Source organism: Agrobacterium sp. K11, assembly GCF_059429395.1.
Genome location: NZ_JCAHRB010000009.1, coordinates 264,129 through 280,204, shown reverse-complemented (window position 1 = coordinate 280,204; position 16,076 = coordinate 264,129). Strand labels below are relative to the sequence as shown.

Annotated in this window: 18 protein-coding genes and 1 pseudogene; 15 read left to right on the top strand and 4 right to left on the bottom strand. The window is 58.3% G+C overall.

Annotated elements, in window-relative coordinates; all coding sequences use genetic code 11:
* The first annotated feature begins 37 nt into the window (after nt 1-37).
* The 3 genes from cobA (at nt 38) to AC5SEO_RS17865 (ending at nt 3,513) form a co-directional block, all read left to right on the top strand.
* Nucleotides 38-826: a uroporphyrinogen-III C-methyltransferase gene (cobA, locus tag AC5SEO_RS17875; protein WP_019565976.1), complete on the top strand. Its 789-nt coding sequence runs from the start codon at nt 38-40 to the stop codon at nt 824-826.
* The gene (locus tag AC5SEO_RS17870; RefSeq protein WP_174060558.1) at nt 823-2,139 is read left to right on the top strand and encodes a cobyrinic acid a,c-diamide synthase CobB; all 1,317 of its coding nucleotides are present in this window, start codon (nt 823-825) and stop codon (nt 2,137-2,139) included. The genes cobA and AC5SEO_RS17870 overlap by 4 nt, the downstream gene beginning before the upstream one ends.
* A gap of 123 nt (nt 2,140-2,262) precedes the next feature.
* Nucleotides 2,263-3,513: a cytochrome-c peroxidase gene (locus AC5SEO_RS17865; protein ID WP_174068683.1), complete on the top strand. Its 1,251-nt coding sequence runs from the start codon at nt 2,263-2,265 to the stop codon at nt 3,511-3,513.
* On the opposite strand, the gene leuB is transcribed toward AC5SEO_RS17865, so the two are convergent.
* The 3 genes from leuB to AC5SEO_RS17850 form a co-directional block, all read right to left on the bottom strand.
* Nucleotides 3,494-4,606 carry a 3-isopropylmalate dehydrogenase gene (leuB, locus tag AC5SEO_RS17860; RefSeq protein ID WP_003516442.1) on the bottom strand — a complete coding sequence of 371 codons (1,113 nt, stop codon included), beginning with the start codon at nt 4,604-4,606 and terminating at the stop codon, nt 3,494-3,496. The genes AC5SEO_RS17865 and leuB overlap by 20 nt on opposite strands.
* 225 nt (nt 4,607-4,831) lie before the next feature.
* Entirely contained in the window at nt 4,832-5,437 is a 606-nt protein-coding gene (leuD, locus tag AC5SEO_RS17855; protein WP_025594665.1) for a 3-isopropylmalate dehydratase small subunit, read from the bottom strand.
* Nucleotides 5,438-5,602: 165 nt separating this feature from the next.
* Nucleotides 5,603-5,833, bottom strand: coding sequence for a hypothetical protein (locus AC5SEO_RS17850; protein ID WP_003516445.1), 231 nt, complete (start codon nt 5,831-5,833; stop codon nt 5,603-5,605).
* Between the two features lie 109 nt (nt 5,834-5,942).
* On the opposite strand from AC5SEO_RS17850, the gene AC5SEO_RS17845 reads away from it, so the two are divergent.
* Nucleotides 5,943-6,854, top strand: a complete 912-nt coding sequence (locus tag AC5SEO_RS17845) for an HpcH/HpaI aldolase/citrate lyase family protein (RefSeq protein ID WP_065659986.1) — start codon at nt 5,943-5,945, stop codon at nt 6,852-6,854.
* A complete protein-coding gene (locus AC5SEO_RS17840; protein ID WP_019565981.1) occupies nt 6,851-7,057 on the top strand; it encodes a DUF1737 domain-containing protein in 207 nt (68 codons plus the stop codon). Before AC5SEO_RS17845 ends, AC5SEO_RS17840 begins: the two co-directional genes overlap by 4 nt.
* Before the next feature lie 673 nt (nt 7,058-7,730).
* Here the strand turns inward: AC5SEO_RS17840 and AC5SEO_RS17835 are convergent.
* Nucleotides 7,731-8,171: a metallopeptidase family protein gene (locus AC5SEO_RS17835; protein WP_003516449.1), complete on the bottom strand. Its 441-nt coding sequence runs from the start codon at nt 8,169-8,171 to the stop codon at nt 7,731-7,733.
* Nucleotides 8,172-8,499: 328 nt separating this feature from the next.
* Here AC5SEO_RS17835 and rplU point away from each other — a divergent pair, with 328 nt between their 5' ends.
* The 10 genes and pseudogenes from rplU (at nt 8,500) to rlmH (ending at nt 15,963) form a co-directional block, all read left to right on the top strand.
* A complete protein-coding gene (gene rplU, locus AC5SEO_RS17830) occupies nt 8,500-8,814 on the top strand; it encodes a 50S ribosomal protein L21 (protein WP_003516451.1) in 315 nt (104 codons plus the stop codon).
* Nucleotides 8,815-8,854: 40 nt separating this feature from the next.
* On the top strand, nt 8,855-9,124 hold the full coding sequence (gene rpmA, locus AC5SEO_RS17825; protein WP_003492686.1) for a 50S ribosomal protein L27: 270 nt from the start codon (nt 8,855-8,857) through the stop codon (nt 9,122-9,124).
* Nucleotides 9,125-9,255: 131 nt separating this feature from the next.
* Complete coding sequence (locus AC5SEO_RS17820; RefSeq protein WP_003516453.1) at nt 9,256-9,888, top strand: GNAT family N-acetyltransferase; 633 nt, start codon at nt 9,256-9,258, stop codon at nt 9,886-9,888.
* Nucleotides 9,885-10,475, top strand: a complete 591-nt coding sequence (locus tag AC5SEO_RS17815; protein WP_025594658.1) for a GNAT family N-acetyltransferase — start codon at nt 9,885-9,887, stop codon at nt 10,473-10,475. Before AC5SEO_RS17820 ends, AC5SEO_RS17815 begins: the two co-directional genes overlap by 4 nt.
* Before the next feature lie 168 nt (nt 10,476-10,643).
* Complete coding sequence (gene obgE / locus AC5SEO_RS17810) at nt 10,644-11,711, top strand: GTPase ObgE (protein WP_003516456.1); 1,068 nt, start codon at nt 10,644-10,646, stop codon at nt 11,709-11,711.
* Nucleotides 11,708-12,877 carry a glutamate 5-kinase gene (proB, locus tag AC5SEO_RS17805; RefSeq protein WP_003516458.1) on the top strand — a complete coding sequence of 390 codons (1,170 nt, stop codon included), beginning with the start codon at nt 11,708-11,710 and terminating at the stop codon, nt 12,875-12,877. The genes obgE and proB overlap by 4 nt, the downstream gene beginning before the upstream one ends.
* Nucleotides 12,870-14,156: a glutamate-5-semialdehyde dehydrogenase gene (locus AC5SEO_RS17800; RefSeq protein WP_162711162.1), complete on the top strand. Its 1,287-nt coding sequence runs from the start codon at nt 12,870-12,872 to the stop codon at nt 14,154-14,156. The genes proB and AC5SEO_RS17800 overlap by 8 nt, the downstream gene beginning before the upstream one ends.
* A 42-nt stretch (nt 14,157-14,198) precedes the next feature.
* A complete protein-coding gene (locus AC5SEO_RS17795; protein WP_419459974.1) occupies nt 14,199-14,783 on the top strand; it encodes a nicotinate-nucleotide adenylyltransferase in 585 nt (194 codons plus the stop codon).
* Between the two features lie 94 nt (nt 14,784-14,877).
* Nucleotides 14,878-15,322 (top strand): annotated as a pseudogene (rsfS, locus tag AC5SEO_RS17790) (ribosome silencing factor).
* A 158-nt stretch (nt 15,323-15,480) separates the two neighbouring features.
* Nucleotides 15,481-15,963, top strand: a complete 483-nt coding sequence (rlmH, locus tag AC5SEO_RS17785) for a 23S rRNA (pseudouridine(1915)-N(3))-methyltransferase RlmH (protein WP_003516464.1) — start codon at nt 15,481-15,483, stop codon at nt 15,961-15,963.
* Nucleotides 15,964-16,076: the final 113 nt, after the last annotated feature.

Genomic DNA, 16,076 nt, shown 5'->3' with positions numbered 1-16,076 from the left:
GCTATTTCCGTCATCGTTAAAAAAGCAGCCGAGAAGAATGTCGATAGCGCAGGTTTTGAACAGCATCGCCGCAAAAGGTCCGGTCTTTGAGGCCGGGCATGTCTGGCTCGCAGGCGCGGGTCCGGGCGATGTGCGTTATCTGACGCTCGAAGTGGCGCTCGCGCTTTCGCAGGCCGATGTGATCGTGCGCGACGCGCTGGTAAGCGACGATGTCGTTTCCCTCGGGCCCCAGGCTGAAATCGTGTTTGCCGGCAAGCGCGGCGGCAAGCCGTCGGCAACGCAGGACGACATCACTGCCTCGCTGATTGATCTCGCCAGGCAGGGTAAGAAGGTGTTGCGGCTTAAGGGTGGCGATCCGTTTATTTTCGGGCGTGGCGGCGAAGAGGCGGAGGCGCTTGTCCGCGCCGGCATCCCATTTCGTATCTTGCCGGGCATGACCTCGTCGCTTGCAGCCCTTGCTTCAGCGCGCATTCCCGCCACCATGCGCGGTATCAGCCGCGCTGTCACGCTTGCCACCGGCCATGCCGCCGGGACCGAAGAGGATCTGGATTGGCTGGCATTGGCGAAGACACAGGAACCCATCGTCGTTTATATGGGGCTTAAGAACATAGGCTCGATCGCCGGTCTTCTGATGCAGGGCGGTCGTTCGGGCAAGACGCCGGTCGCCGTCATCATGTCGGCAACGACTGCGCAGGAACGTATTTTCATCGGCACACTGGAAAGCATAGCTGACGATGCAAAACGGGAAAAATTCGAGGCGCCGGCGCTGATCGTTATTGGCGAGATCGTTTCGATGCGCGACCGACTTGGGGTGCCGACCTTATGACCACACGGGCAATCATCATCGGCGCACCGCGCTCTGGATCCGGCAAGACCAGCGTAACAATCGGCTTGCTCAGGGCCTTTGCCCGGCGCGGCATCAAGGTGCGCGGCATCAAGACGGGGCCGGATTATATCGACCCCGGCTTCCATGCCTTCGCCACCGGCACGTCCGGCCTCAATCTCGACAGCTGGGCCATGCAGCCGGAATTGCTTCGACACCTGTTGTTGCAACAGGCTGATGGTGCTGACCTCGTTTTGATCGAAAGCGCCATGGGCCTATTCGACGGTATCCCCGTGGCGGAAAACCGCACTGGTTCTGCGGCGGATCTGGCCCGGCTGTTCGGCATTCCCGTGCTGCTGGTGCTGGATGTGTCGGGTCAATCGCAGACAGCCGCTGCTGTAGCCTATGGTTTTGCCCACTATGATCCTGTTGTCACCATGGCGGCGGTGGTGCTGAACCGCGCCGGCAGCGAAAGACACCGGACGCTGTGCACGGAGGCCATCGAAAAAATCGGTCTGCCTGTCGCAGGATGCGTCCTGCGTGATCCGTCACTCATCCTGCCGGAACGGCATCTGGGCCTGGTGCAGGCCAGCGAACATCCGGAAATCGACGCGCATATAGAACGGCTGGCGGATGTGATGGAAAGGTCCATTGATCTCGATGCCTTGCTTTCGCTCGCTGCGCCTGTGGATGTGCCCTCCGGCTCGGTGGAGGCAGCGATTGCGCCGCCCGGCCAGCGCATCGCGCTTGCAGACGACGCGGCTTTCACCTTTCTTTATCCGCACCTCAAGAACCACTGGCATGCAGCGGGGGCAGAGATCGTACCCTTCTCACCGCTGGCCGACGAGGCGCCCGATGACACCTGCGACATTTGCTGGCTGCCAGGTGGTTATCCCGAACTTTACGCTGGAAGGCTTGCCGATGCTGCCGGGTTTAAAGCGGGGATTGTCCGTTTTGCCGAGGCGAAGCCGGTGCATGGCGAGTGCGGCGGCTATATGGTTTTGGGAGCGGCGCTGGAAGATGCCGATGGCGTCACCCATGCCATGACCGGGCTTCTGTCACATGCCACCAGTTTCGCCACGCGTAAGATGAACCTCGGTTACCGGCAGGCTGCAATCGTGGCAGATGGGCCGCTGGGCAAAGCGGGCGAGGTTCTGCGCGGCCACGAGTTTCACTATGCGCGTGTTATCGATCCGGGTCACGATGAGCCTTTCGCTCAGATCGCTGACGGGCAGGGTCGTCCGCTCGGCCCTTCCGGTGGCAGGCGGGGTCTTGTTTCAGGCACTTTCTTCCACGCGATAGCCAAAGCCGGGTAAGCAATTTGGCGTCCGGATGCGGGGTTGCGTCAAAGTGGAGCGGGCTGAGAAAGTTTGTAGTCTGGTGCGATAGGTAAGTGCTATATAGCCACTGTCGTACCGAGTTTCCGAAACGCTATTTCAATGAAAAGACTGCGCCTATTCATTTCTGCCGCCCTTGCCGTGGCCATGATACCGGTTCCGCTCGAGATCGGTGCTGGTCAAATGCAGGCTCATGGCGGCGAAGATTATGCAACGCTTGAAAAACTCGGCGCGGCGCTGTTCGATGATGCCAATCTCTCCATGAACCGCACGATGGCGTGTTCCACCTGCCATATGCAGGCGGCGGGTTTTTCCGATGCGCGCGAAAGCGACAAGGTCGGCCGGGACGTCTCTCTCGGCGATGACGGGATTTCGCTGGGCGACCGTAATGCGCCGACTGCAGCCTATGCCCGGTTCACGCCGCCATTCGGCAAGAACGCTGCGGGAGAGTATGTCGGCGGGCAATTCTGGGATGGTCGTGCCTCCCTGCTGGAAGACCAGGCGGGTGGACCACCGCTCAACCCGATCGAAATGGGCATGCCGGATAAAGCCTCTGTCGTCAAACGGCTCAAGGAAAACCCTGATTATGTTGCGGCGTTCGGCACACAGTTCGGCAGCGATGTTTTCCAGAGTGACGAAGGCGCCTTTGCTGCGATGACCAAGGCGCTGGCGAGCTTCGAGCGTTCCGATGAATTCTCCACCTTCGATTCCAGGTATGACCGTTTCCTGCGCGGCGAAGAAAATCTAACCGATCAGGAGGAGCTGGGCCGGGTTCTGATCTCCTCGACACAGTTCACCAATTGCAATACCTGCCATGAAATCCGTGGCGCCAAGGGTTTGGAAGACGGCCTCTTCACCAACCACAAATATTTCAACATCGGTGTTCCGGCCAACACGTCGGTCAGGGCAGCCAACGGCTCCAAGCCGGGTGCGGTCGATCTCGGATTGGCGCAAAATCCCGCCGTGGCCGGCGATCCGGCTCAGCGCGGCAAGTTCAAGGTGCCTACCCTTCGCAACGTCGCTGTCACTGGTCCCTACATGCACAATGGCGTGTTTAAGGATCTGCGCACGGTGGTGCTGTTTTACGTGAAATACAAAAGCAAGAAACCCAGCCGGCAGATCAACCCTGAAACGGGTAAAACCTGGGATGCGCCGGAAGTGCCTGATAACATCGCCATGACAGAGCTGACTTCCGCACCGGCGCTGGACGACAAGCGTGTGGACGCCATCGTCGCCTTTTTGAAGACGCTGACTGACAAAAGATATGAACATCTTTTGCCAAAGGAAGATGGGCAAGCGACCGTGCCGCCTGCCCAACCGGTTGCCGTCAGCGTTACGCCGAAAGCGCCTTGAATTCTGCGAGAACCGCGTCACCCATTTCGGAGGTGCTGACCTGACGGGAACCGTCGGACATGATGTCGGCGGTGCGGATGCCCTTGTCGAGCACGTTCGCAATTGCAGTTTCGAGCTTCGTTGCCTCATCGACCATATTGAACGAATAGCGCAGGCACATGGCGAAGGACGCGATCATGGCAATGGGGTTGGCGATGCCCTTGCCGGCAATGTCAGGTGCCGAACCGTGCACCGGCTCGTACATGGCCTTGCGCTTGCCGGTTTTGGCATCCGGTGCACCAAGCGATGCCGACGGCAGCATGCCGAGCGAGCCCGTCAGCATGGCGGCGACGTCGGAAAGCATGTCGCCGAAGAGGTTGTCGGTCACGATCACGTCAAACTGCTTGGGCTTGCGCACCAGCTGCATGCCGCCGGCATCGGCCAGCATATGCTCCAGCTGAACGTCCTTGTATTTCGCAGCGTGGGTTTCGGTGACAACCTGGTTCCACAAAACGCCAGATTTCATGACGTTGCGCTTCTCCATGGAGCAGACGCGGTTGTCGCGTGTGCGTGCCAGTTCGAAAGCCACGCTGGCGATGCGCTCGATCTCGAAGGTGTCGTAGATCTGCGTGTCGATACCGCGCTTCTGGCCGTTGCCGAGGTCGATGATCTGCTTGGGCTCGCCGAAATAGACACCGCCCGTCAGTTCGCGGACGATGAGGATATCGAGACCCTCTACCAGCTCCGGCTTCAGTGAGGAGGCTTCGGCAAGTGCCGGGTAGCAGATGGCGGGGCGCAGGTTGGCGAAAAGTTCGAGATCCTTGCGCAGGCGAAGCAGGCCGGCTTCCGGGCGGTGTTCGTAGGGAACGCCATCCCACTTCGGGCCGCCCACGGCGCCAAACAGGATCGCATCGGCGGCAAGGGCCTTTTCCATATCTGCGTCGGAAATCGCGACGCCATGGGCATCATAAGCGGAGCCGCCGACCAGACCTTCCTGCGTGGTGAAGCCGGCATTTTTCGCGCTGTTCATATAGTCGATCAGCTTGCGGACTTCGGCCATGGCCTCGGGGCCGATACCGTCACCGGGCAGAAGGAAAAGCGTGCGGACTGTCATGAGAACCCTCCTTGGGCGGCGCGCCGGAAACCATCATGAAGGGTTTTCGATTGCGGCGAGCGCGGCGTCAAACTCGTTTCCGTCCTGCCGCCTCACAAGTCACGTCGCCAGCCGAACGGGATCGGGGGCTTCTTATCCCCGCCTCAACGGCTTTTCAAGCAAAGCAAAAGCCGATCCGGTACGGTTTTGTACGGGATCGGCTTTTAAAAGAGGATAGAAGTGCGGTCAGGCCCAGGGGCGGACCGAGGCATTTGCCTTTTCGAACGTGTCGATGGCGCCGGAATGCTCCAGTGTCAGGCCGATGTCGTCGAGGCCGTTCAGCATGCAATGGCGCTTGAATTCATCGATCTCGAAGGTGATCGTGCCGCCATCAGGGCCGCTGATTTCCTGACGTTCCAGATCGATGGACAGAACGGCGTTCGAGCCGCGCGAGGCGTCGTCCAGCAGCTTTTCGAGATTCTCGGGGCTGACGACGACAGGCAGGATGCCGTTCTTGAAACAGTTGTTATAAAAGATATCGGCGAAGCTGGTGGAGATCACGCAGCGGATGCCGAAATCGAGAAGCGCCCATGGTGCATGTTCGCGCGAAGAGCCGCAGCCAAAATTATCGCCCGCGACGAGGATCTGGGCGTTCTGGTAAGCGGGCTTGTTCAGCACAAAATCGGGATTGGGCGAGCCATCTTCGAGATAACGCGACTCGGCAAAAAGGCCGGTGCCAAGACCCGTGCGCTTGATGGTCTTAAGATAGTCTTTGGGAATGATCATATCGGTGTCGATATTGACGACCGGCATGGGCGCAGCAACGCCCGTCAGCTTGGTGAATTTTTCCATCTGTCGCTTCCCGTGTTTCCCTGGTCACAAAATCCGGCGTGGACTGACGCCCGCCGGATATTTTCTGTCGGGAAATACTGCAAAACGGATCGCTTTAGAAGCGCAAACCCGCATTCTTCGGTACGCCGCGTGCAGCGTTCTCGCATTTTGACAGGATTAACGATCTCAGAGATCGATGATCGTGCCTTTGCCGTCGTTCCAGACGCGCATATCGCGCTGGTTGCGGGGCTTGACCGGAATGGGTGCCGGCTTCATACGCGCCGAAAGCAGACGGGCAGCGCTGAGAACGGCGAGCACGCCGATAAAAGCGACCGTAAGCGAGGCGGTAAAAAGAGCCACCAAAGCCAGAAGTGCGATGCCGGATGCGGCAATGAAAAATGAACGGATGCCTTGCATGATTCAACCTTTCTTTCCAGACGAATGTGGGCCTTCTTCTTCCGGCTTGCAAGAGGATTCAGTGGATTGTCGTGTTGCAGATGTCACAAAAGCTTGACACAAGTGCGGCATGACTAATTTTTTCGAAAATATTCCTGTGAGACCGCGCCGTTCGCTGCTGTCGGTTCCGGCCATCAATGTCCGGGCGCTCGAAAAAATCCGCGATCTCGATTGCGATGGCGTGATCCTCGATCTGGAGGATTCCGTCGCGCCCGACATGAAGGACAAGGCTCGGGAAAATCTGGACAGGCTATTTTCTGACGCGCCTTTTGCCGGATGCGAGACCATTATTCGCATTAATCCGCTCTCTACGCCGGATGGGCAGGCGGATCTGAAGCTTGTGCTTTCCTGTCGGCCAGATGCGGTTTTGTTGCCCAAGGTGGAGCAGCCGGCCGATATTCATGAGGTTGCCGACCTTCTGGCGGAGGCGGATGCGCCGCAGGGTTTGAAAATCTGGGCGATGATCGAGACTCCGCTTGGTGTCTTGAATGCCGCGTCTATCGCCGACGCTGCCCATACGCCGGATGCGCGGCTTGCCGCCTTTGTCATCGGGCTCAATGATCTGCGCAAGGAAACACGGGTTCCGGCCCTGCCCGGCCGAACCTATCTTGTGCCGTGGATGATGCAGGTGGTGCTCGCCGCCCGCGCCTACGGGCTTGATGTCATCGACAGCGTTTCGAATGATTTTCGTGATCTCGCGGCTTTTGCCGGTGAATGCGAGCAGGGCCGCGCCATGGGCTTCGATGGCAAGATGCTGATCCACCCGGCCCAGATCGAGCCGGCCAATCGACACTTCGCTCCTGATGAGGCGATGGTCGCGGAAGCCAAGGAGATTATTGCCGCTTTCGTAAAACCCGAATCTGTGGAATTGAACGTCATCAACATGAACGGGCGAATGATCGAACGGCTGCATGTGGGGCAGGCCGAAAGGCTGGTCGCCATGGCCGGTATCATCGCACAACGAAAGGCAAAAAAAACGTGAAGGTCTATCGTTTCATAACCGGTCCCGATGACGCAAAGTTCTGTCACCGGGTCACCGAAGCGCTGAACAAGGGATGGGAACTTGCCGGTTCACCCAGCTATGCCTTCAACGCCGCCAGCGGTATCATGCATTGCGGCCAGGCCGTGACCAAGGTGGTCGAGGGCAAGGAATACCATCCGGATATGAAGCTCGGCGAGCAATGATCCAAGTGCAAATCGAGTGATTCGGATCTGCTTACCTGATTCGCTCGATTTTTTTGGCCTTTACTCGGTAAAATCGAATAGTAGGAGTTTTATTCACAGTCCCTACTCGGAATGTGCGTGAAAATAATAACTGCCTGTTTTTGAAAGACAAAATTCGCGACTTTTCAGTATCTACCAGATAAATTTATCACGGAACATAAAGTGAACGAATTGAGGATTTTATCCTGAGCTTGACTCAAAATATCGAGTCCGAACATATATTTACAAGCTAGAGACGATCTCTGAGCTGGCACGACAAAGCCGAGGTTGCACCCCCGGCTCCGTGTCGAAACCACAATACCTTGGACGGCTTGCGGATCAGCATACGCATTGAGCAAAATACGCTCTCAGACTCTTCTGTCAAGTTTGTCCAAGGCTGAAGCCTAAGAGGACAACCACATGCATCAACAGTCTTACAGATTGACCGAAAAAGACGCGATAGAGATTTGGCTGCGTTATTGGGGCGGCGAGTTTCAGCACCACATTGCAGCTTCTTACGGCGTAAACCCGGGGCGGGTAAATGAAGTAATTAAGCGCAAACGCCTGGTGGGTAGTGAGACGATCGCACTCTCAATGAGACGCGATCACTAGTAGCTTGAGGACCCGGTATCACAGTTTCTCGGTGCCGGGTTTCTCAGCGCTCCGCGGCGGCCTCGTCGGCGCTTTCTTCGATCCGCTCCATGTCGTCGTCCGACAGGCCGAAATGGTGGCCGATCTCGTGGATGAGGACATGGGTGATGATATCGCCCAGCGTTTCTTCGTTCTCGGCCCAGTAGTCGAGAATGGGGCGGCGATAAAGCGTGATGCGGTTCACCATCTCGCCGGTTTCCATGGTGAAACGTTCGGAGATACCGCGCCCCTCGAACAATCCTAACAGGTCGAACGGTGTTTCGAGCGCCATGTCCTCGAACACTTCGTCTGTCGGGAAATCCGAGATCTCGATGACGAGATCCTTGGTCAACGCACGGAATTCTTCTGGCAGGTGGCCATATGCCTCGATCGCAAGCGACTCGAAGGCGGAAAGTGTCGGCGCATGGCGGTCCCGCCAATCGTCGGTCTGGTCTATGCGGGCCATTTCTGCTCCTTGTTGAAGGCCCATATAAACACTTGCTGCGCAAATTTCGAGACCTGACTGCTTCGCTTGCCAAAAAAGCATGAAATTCTTGGCGTTAGAGTTACTTTTCAAACATCCGTCATCTTGACATAAACTGATGTCTCGCGTAATTCGCACCCAAATTGATGGCGTATTGCGCCTTCTGTTTATTCCGCCCCTCAAAGGCGGCTTCACCGGCAGACTTTCAAAAGGGCATTCAGTCCTGACGGATTTCCGCTACTCCGACTGATAAAAAGACGGCCAGCTTGCTTTGGCGGGCAGAGCCGGAACGAACATGAAAGGATAACAAATGTTCGCAGTCATCAAGACCGGCGGTAAGCAGTACCGCGTAGCGGCCGATGCCGTGCTGACCATCGAAAAGCTGGAAGCAGAGGCAGGCGCAACCGTAGAATTCACCGAAGTTCTCGTGATCGGCGAAGGCGCCGACGCTCAGTTCGGTGCTCCCTTTGTCAAGGGTGCCATCGTCAAGGCTGAAGTTGTCGAGCACAATCGCGGCAAGAAGGTCATCGCCTTCAAGAAGCGTCGTCGTCAGAACTCCAAGCGTTCGCGCGGCCATCGTCAGCATCACACTGTCGTCCGCATCACGGACATCGTTGCTGCCTGATAGGCGCGACACGGGAAACAAGGTTTAAAGGAGAACTCCAATGGCACACAAAAAAGCTGGCGGTTCCTCGCGTAACGGTCGCGATTCCGAATCCAAGCGCCTTGGCGTAAAGAAGTTCGGCGGCGAAGCTGTCATTCCAGGCAACATTATTCTGCGTCAGCGCGGAACCCAGTGGCATCCGGGCGCCAACGTTGGCATCGGCAAGGACCACACGATTTTCGCACTGACCGCAGGTAACGTGAACTTCCGTACGAAGGCCAACGGCCGCGTATTCGTATCCGTGGCCCCGAAAGCGGAAGCCGCAGAATAAGCCGGTAAGCGTCATATGCAGCCGGTGTCCCATCGACCCGGCTGAGACGTATCAGGTTCAGTCAAGAAAACAGGGGAGATGGGGTACCACCCAACTCCCCTTTTTCTTTAACCCCCAGGAGGGACTGAACCATGCAAGCTGAATTGTTGAGGGTTGACCAATCACGGTCACCCGAAGAGCGGCCGAGGCCCGATCGGTCGAGGAGCGATTGCCCCGTTTTACTGTCGCAGAGGCTGGTTTTACGCAAGCCTCACGAAGAAGACATCGACGCCCTTGCCCATCTTGCCAACAATGCCAATATCGCGACCATGGTGTCGCGTATGCCGCACCCGTACACGGCCAAAGACGCCGCGGACTTCGTGCGACGCACCAATGCTGGCGAGATCGGCAAGTGCGTCTATGCGATTACCCGCATGGACAATGGCGAGTTTCTGGGTTGCTGCGCGCTTGAACCGCAGGAAGACGAAAAGACGCTGGAAATCGGTTACTGGCTGGGGGAACCCTACTGGAACCGGGGCTACATGACCGAAGCCACGCATGCGCTGATCGACATGGCCTTCCGCACGCGTGAAATCGACCAGATCGATGCCCGCTGCCGGGTCACCAACATCCCCTCGCGCCGGGTCATCCAGAAGTGCGGTTTCCAGTTCCAGGGCTCCGGCATGGTCGGTTCGCTGGCATTGGGTGGCATGGTACCGGTAGAATGGTACAGGCTGGACCGCAAGACCTGGGTTTCGCTGAAGAGCTGGGGGGACATGGGATGAGCACGATCGAGCTTACCCGTCACCGGGCAACTGCGACGGTCGCGCCGCCCGGCCCCTGCCCGGTCATCGAGACGTCGCGTCTGGTGCTGCGTCCGCAGCGGCTTTCCGATGCTGGCAGCATCGCGGAATCGCTTGGCGATTTTGCCGTGACCAGGATGCTGGCCCGTGTTCCCGCGCCGTATCATCGACAGGATGCGCTGGAATGGCTGGTCCTGCGCACTTCAGGCACCCTGCCCGATTGGGATTTCGCCATCACAAGCGGTGACGATACACTCATCGGCGTCGTCTCGGTCGAATTGCGGCACGGCGAGTGGCATCTCGGCTACTGGCTGAACCGGTTCTACTGGGGCAAGGGTTACATGACCGAGGCGGTGGCCGCCGTGGTCGAGCGGTTCTTCCGCCGCATGCCCGGTGTGGTTCTCCATTCCGGTGTGTTTGCGGATAATCCGGCTTCGCTGCGCGTGCAGGAAAAACTGGGCTTCCGGGTGACCGGCTGCCACCAGATTTACGCCACGGCGCGTGCTGCGATGGTGGCGCATATCGATACGGCGATCACGGCTGAGGATTTCGTTCCGCAGCACCGCTGACAATCAAAACAAGGCCGGTTGCCGCAAACCGGCCTTGTCTCACGCAGGCGCTTCCCGCACGATAGTCTTTGACCTTGTGGAGAAGCGCTTGTATTCGAAACGACGATATTTTTGTTTGGCGCAACGCCTTGAGCTGATGTGCCCGCAAACCGACAGAACGGCAGTCCGATGAAATTTCTCGATGAAGCAAAAATCTATATCAAGTCCGGTGATGGCGGCGCGGGCGCCGTTTCCTTCCGGCGCGAAAAATTCATCGAGTTCGGTGGCCCTGATGGCGGCGATGGTGGACGCGGCGGCGACGTCTGGATCGAGGTGGTCAACGGTCTCAACACGCTGATCGACTTCCGCTTCCAGCAGCATTTCAAGGCCTCGATCGGACAGCACGGCATGGGCAAGACCCGCACCGGCGCCAAGGGTTCCGACGTGGTTCTGAAAGTGCCTGTCGGCACGCAGATTTTCGAGGAAGACAACGAGACGCTGATCGTCGACCTGACAAAGGAAGGCCAGCGTTTTCGTCTTGCCGCTGGCGGTAACGGCGGTTTCGGCAACGCCTATTTCAAGTCTTCGACCAATCAGGCGCCGACCCATGCCAATCCGGGCCTTGCGGGCGAAGAAAAGACGCTCTGGCTTCGCCTGAAGCTGATCGCTGACGCCGGTCTCGTTGGTCTGCCGAATGCAGGTAAGTCGACATTCCTCGCGACCGTGACGCGCGCGCGGCCGAAGATCGCCAATTATCCTTTCACGACGCTGCATCCGAACCTCGGCGTTGCGACCATCGACGGCCGTGAATTCGTGCTGGCCGATATTCCCGGCCTGATCGAAGGCGCGCATGAGGGTGTGGGCATCGGCGACCGTTTCCTTGGCCACGTAGAGCGCACCCGTGTGCTTCTGCATCTCGTCTCCGCGCAGGAAGAAAAGGTCGGGCAGGCCTATAAGACTGTTAAGGCCGAGCTGGATGCCTATGGCGGCGGCTTGACCGACAAGCCGGAAATCGTGGCGCTGTCGCAAATCGACGTGCTGGACGAAAAAGAACTGAAAAAGAAGGCAAAGGAACTGGAAAAGGCCTGCGGCCGTCCTCCGCTCCTTCTGTCTGCCGCTGCCCACATCGGTATGACGGAGGCGCTGCGCGCCCTTCGCGATATCATCGTCTCGGCAAGCAATGGCGGCGAGACCGCCCTTCCCGACCGCTCAATGCCTGTGGATAGCGAGGCCGAGGAAGAGGACGATCGCCTATGAGCCTCACCCGCAAACCGCTGGGTAGCCACCACCGGATCGTTATCAAGATCGGTTCGGCACTTCTGGTGGACCGGAAAAGCGGGCTGAAGAAAGATTGGCTCGACGCCATTTGCGAGGACATCGCTGCGCTGAAGAAAAACGGCGCAGATGTTCAGGTGGTGTCTTCTGGTGCCATCGCGCTCGGCCGCACGGTGCTCGGTCTGCCCTCCGGCGCATTAAAGCTGGAGGAAAGCCAGGCAGCGGCGGCCGTTGGCCAGATCGCTCTGGCGCGGGCATGGTCGGAAAGCCTGTCGCGGCATGAGATCGTCGCTGGCCAGATTCTGCTGACGCTGTCCGACACCGAGGAGCGCCGCCGTTACCTCAATGCGCGCGCCACCATCAACCAGCTGCTGAAGATCGGTGCGATTCCGATCATCAATGAAAACGACACGGTGGCAACCACCGAAATCCGCTACGGCGACAATGACCGTCTGGCCGCCCGCGTGGCCACCATGACCGGTGCCGATCTTCTGGTATTGCTGTCTGATATTGACGGGCTTTACACGGCTCCGCCGCATCTTGATCCGGATGCGAAGTTCCTTGAGACGATTGCAGATATTACGCCCGAGATTGAGGCCATGGCAGGCGGTGCGGCTTCCGAGCTTTCACGCGGCGGCATGCGTACCAAGATCGATGCCGGCAAGATCGCGACCGCTGCCGGCTGCGGCATGATCATCGCTTCCGGCAAGACGCTCAATCCGTTGAAGGCCATCGAAAACGGCGCCCGCTCCTCGTGGTTTGCGCCATCAGGCACACCGGTGACGGCGCGAAAGACCTGGATTGCCGGTCAGTTGCAGCCGGCAGGTGAGATTCATGTGGATGCGGGTGCGGAAAAAGCGCTCTATGCCGGTAAAAGCCTGCTTCCCGCGGGCGTGCGGGTGGTGAAGGGCAATTTTGGACGCGGCGATGCGATTGCCATTATCGGCGTCGAAGGCCGAGAGGTCGCGCGCGGCCTTGCAGGCTACGATGCGGAAGAGGCGCGTCTTATCATCGGTCACAAGTCGAACGAGATCGAGGCGATCCTTGGTTATGTCGGGCGTGCGGCGATGATCCATCGCGACGATCTGGTAATGACGGGTGCCGCCGTGAAAGTTAAAAATACTGAAAAGGATGAGGTCCATGCCTGAACAGGCCGTGAAGCAGAGCCATGATATTGATGCACTGATGATGACCATCGGTGCACAGGCAAAAGCTGCTTCGCGACCGTTGTCCATCGCAGGTACGGATCAGAAAAACCGTGCGCTTCTCGCCATGGCGTCAGCCATCGAGGCGTCGAGGGAAACGATCCTTGCCGCCAACAGGAAAGATCTGGCGGCGGCGGATAATAGCGGCCTTGCCGCTTCCTTCATCGACAGGCTTACGCTTGACGATGCGCGGATCGCCGGTATCGCCGAAGGCATCCGCTCGGTTGCCGCGCTGCCTGATCCGGTTGGCGAAGTCATTGCCGCCTGGGATCGCCCGAACGGTCTGAAGATCGAGCGCGTGCGCACGCCGCTTGGCGTCATCGGCGTGATTTACGAAAGCCGCCCGAATGTGACTGCAGATGCCGGCGCGCTCTGCCTCAAGGCGGGCAATGCGGTCATCCTGCGCGGCGGCTCGGATTCGCAACATTCATCGCGTGCTATCCATGCCTGCCTTGTGGAGGGCCTGAAGATCGCCGGTCTTCCCGAGCATGCCATTCAGCTGGTGCCGCTCACCGACCGCGCTGCCGTGGGCGCGCTTCTTGGTGGATTGAATGGCGCGGTTGACGTGATTGTGCCGCGCGGCGGCAAAAGCCTGGTTGCGCGGGTGCAGTCTGAGGCGCGGGTTCCGGTCTTTGCGCATCTGGAAGGTATTTGCCATATTTATGTCGACGGATCGGCCGATCTCGACATGGCGAAAGGCATTGTCGTGAATGCCAAGATGCGCCGCACCGGCATTTGCGGCGCGGCGGAAACGCTGCTGGTGGATGCCGCTGTTGTTGCCACGCATCTTGAACCGCTCGTCAAGGGCCTGATCGAGGCCGGTTGTGAAGTGCGCGGTTCGCAGGCCGTGCGTAATGTTGTCGAGGGCTTGAAAGCCGCAACGGAAGATGACTGGCGCACCGAATATCTCGATGCGATCATTTCGGTTGCTGTCGTGGACGGTATTTCCGGCGCGATCGAGCACATCAGCACCTATTCGTCCAACCACACGGAGGCGGTGATCGCCGAGGACCCAGCGGTGGTCGAGCGTTTCTTCAACGAACTCGATTCGGCCATTCTGCTGCATAACGCTTCCACGCAATTTGCCGATGGCGGTGAATTCGGAATGGGTGCGGAAATCGGCATCGCCACGGGCAAGATGCATGCACGCGGCCCGGTTGGTGTCGAGCAGCTCACCTCGTTCAAATACCGCGTGCATGGCACCGGTCAGACGCGGACCTGATAGTTGCTGGTCGAAACACGCCTCGACAGACGTTATCTCACCATGCCGCATGTGGAGCGCGGCATGGTCGTCGGGCTGTTTGGCGGCTCCTTCAATCCGCCGCATGCCGGCCATGCCCTTGTTGCCGAAATAGCGCTTCGCAGGCTGGGTCTAGACCAGCTCTGGTGGATGGTGACGCCAGGCAATCCGCTGAAAAGCCGCTCGGAGCTGGCATCTCTGGAGGATCGTATCGCTGCCTGCGAAAGGCTGGTCAGCGATCCCCGCATCAAAGTGACGGCTTTTGAAAAATCTCTGGGGATCAGCTACACGGCCAATACGCTTGCCGAGGTGAAAGCAAAAAATCCGCATGTCCGCTTCATCTGGATCATGGGAGCCGACAATCTGAAAAGCTTCCATCGCTGGCAACAATGGCGAAGGATCGCCGAGACCTTTCCGATTGCGGTGATCGACCGGCCGGGTTCCACCCTCTCCTACCTCTCCTCCACCATGGCGCAGGCCTATAGCCAGGCGCGGATCGATGAGGATGATGCGGGTGTTTTGTGGAAAAAAAAGGCGCCTGCGTGGGTCTTTATCCATGGTCCGCGTTCCACGCTCAGTTCGACGGCGCTCCGCAATAATCACAAATGATGTATGCGACAGCCGTTGAAGGCTCCATATCTTGAAAAGTTAATGCTTTGGTGCCACCTTGATCTGGTGACGCACAGATTCGCGTCGCCAGTGCCTGTTTTGTCATTCTTGGAAAGGGAAAACCTCTGACAACAGTACACGCCAAGGGAAGAGCATTTGTTGCTATCCCGAAGGGTCAGGACAGTGGCGCCGATGCCGCCGACCACGCCCTCGAAACCGTCCTCGCGAGCCTCGAGGACTCCAAGGCTGAAGATATCGTATCTCTCGACATTGCCGGAAAATCGGCGCTTGCGGACTACATGGTGGTGGTCTCCGGGCGATCGAACAGGCATGTCTCGGCGATCTGCGAGCATCTTCTCAAGGATATGAAAGATGAAGGGTTTGGAAGCGCCCGCGTCGAAGGTCTCGAGACCGGAGATTGGGTGCTGATCGATACCGGCGATATCATCGTTCATGTGTTCCGTCCGGAAATCCGTGTCTTCTACAACATTGAAAAAATGTGGGCGACGCCGGAAATGCCGGAAGACACGCTGCATTGATGCGGTGAGCCTTTGACGTCGCACATCGGGCCTCCCGAATATCATTTTTGATTTCGGGTCGATGTGTGTGGTCGGAAAGAAAGCCGGCTGCATAGGAATCCGTGGGCTATGCTGTTAAGAGCGTGACCCTGTTGGGTCACGATGGATGCAGGTTTGCGATGCGGATTTCGATTTTTGCGGTGGGACGGCTGAAATCCGGCCCGGAAAAGGATCTTGCGACCCGTTATATCGAACGCCTTGCCAAGACCGGCCCGGCGATCGGGTTGGAGTTTTCGCGCGTGATCGAGGTCGCGGAAAGCCGGGCATCGAACGCGGAGACGCGCAAGCGCGAAGAAGCGGCGATGCTGGAAAAACATCTGGCTGATGGTACCGTGCTCGTGCTGCTCGACGAGCGCGGCAAGGCGCTGGATAGCCCGGCCTTTGCCTCATTTTTTGGCGATCTGCGTGATAGCGGCAAGCGCGACCTCGTGATCGCGATTGGTGGCGCCGACGGCCTAGATCCTGCACTTTACGACAGAGCGGCGGCCGTTCTTAATCTCGGCAAGCTCACATGGCCGCACCAGATCGTTCGTATTCTGATCGCCGAACAGCTTTACCGCGCCGTCACCATCCTCTCCGGTCATCCCTATCATCGCGTTTGAGCGTGATCTTCATGTGGAAAATTGTCTCAATTTCAACATGAAGCTTCGCGAGACGGAAAGGCGTGAAGGCTTTGAAGCCAGCCTGTTTCTGGCCTCTTGGAAGATTGGGGCAA

Excerpts from the sequence above, each read along its gene's own strand:
- AC5SEO_RS17815 (WP_025594658.1), top strand. The coding sequence starts at position 9,885 with ATGAGCACGATCGAGCTTACCCGTCACCGGGCAACTGCGACGGTCGCG.
- AC5SEO_RS17870 (WP_174060558.1), top strand. The coding sequence starts at position 823 with ATGACCACACGGGCAATCATCATCGGCGCACCGCGCTCTGGATCCGGC.
- AC5SEO_RS17850 (WP_003516445.1), bottom strand. The coding sequence starts at position 5,833 with ATGCAAGGCATCCGTTCATTTTTCATTGCCGCATCCGGCATCGCACTT.
- AC5SEO_RS17820 (WP_003516453.1), top strand. The coding sequence starts at position 9,256 with ATGCAAGCTGAATTGTTGAGGGTTGACCAATCACGGTCACCCGAAGAG.
- proB (WP_003516458.1), top strand. The coding sequence starts at position 11,708 with ATGAGCCTCACCCGCAAACCGCTGGGTAGCCACCACCGGATCGTTATC.
- AC5SEO_RS17800 (WP_162711162.1), top strand. The coding sequence starts at position 12,870 with ATGCCTGAACAGGCCGTGAAGCAGAGCCATGATATTGATGCACTGATG.
- AC5SEO_RS17795 (WP_419459974.1), top strand. The coding sequence starts at position 14,199 with ATGCCGCATGTGGAGCGCGGCATGGTCGTCGGGCTGTTTGGCGGCTCC.
- leuD (WP_025594665.1), bottom strand. The coding sequence starts at position 5,437 with ATGGAAAAATTCACCAAGCTGACGGGCGTTGCTGCGCCCATGCCGGTC.
- leuB (WP_003516442.1), bottom strand. The coding sequence starts at position 4,606 with ATGACAGTCCGCACGCTTTTCCTTCTGCCCGGTGACGGTATCGGCCCC.
- rplU (WP_003516451.1), top strand. The coding sequence starts at position 8,500 with ATGTTCGCAGTCATCAAGACCGGCGGTAAGCAGTACCGCGTAGCGGCC.
- AC5SEO_RS17865 (WP_174068683.1), top strand. The coding sequence starts at position 2,263 with ATGAAAAGACTGCGCCTATTCATTTCTGCCGCCCTTGCCGTGGCCATG.
- AC5SEO_RS17835 (WP_003516449.1), bottom strand. The coding sequence starts at position 8,171 with ATGGCCCGCATAGACCAGACCGACGATTGGCGGGACCGCCATGCGCCG.
- rlmH (WP_003516464.1), top strand. The coding sequence starts at position 15,481 with ATGCGGATTTCGATTTTTGCGGTGGGACGGCTGAAATCCGGCCCGGAA.
- rpmA (WP_003492686.1), top strand. The coding sequence starts at position 8,855 with ATGGCACACAAAAAAGCTGGCGGTTCCTCGCGTAACGGTCGCGATTCC.
- cobA (WP_019565976.1), top strand. The coding sequence starts at position 38 with ATGTCGATAGCGCAGGTTTTGAACAGCATCGCCGCAAAAGGTCCGGTC.
- obgE (WP_003516456.1), top strand. The coding sequence starts at position 10,644 with ATGAAATTTCTCGATGAAGCAAAAATCTATATCAAGTCCGGTGATGGC.
- AC5SEO_RS17845 (WP_065659986.1), top strand. The coding sequence starts at position 5,943 with ATGACTAATTTTTTCGAAAATATTCCTGTGAGACCGCGCCGTTCGCTG.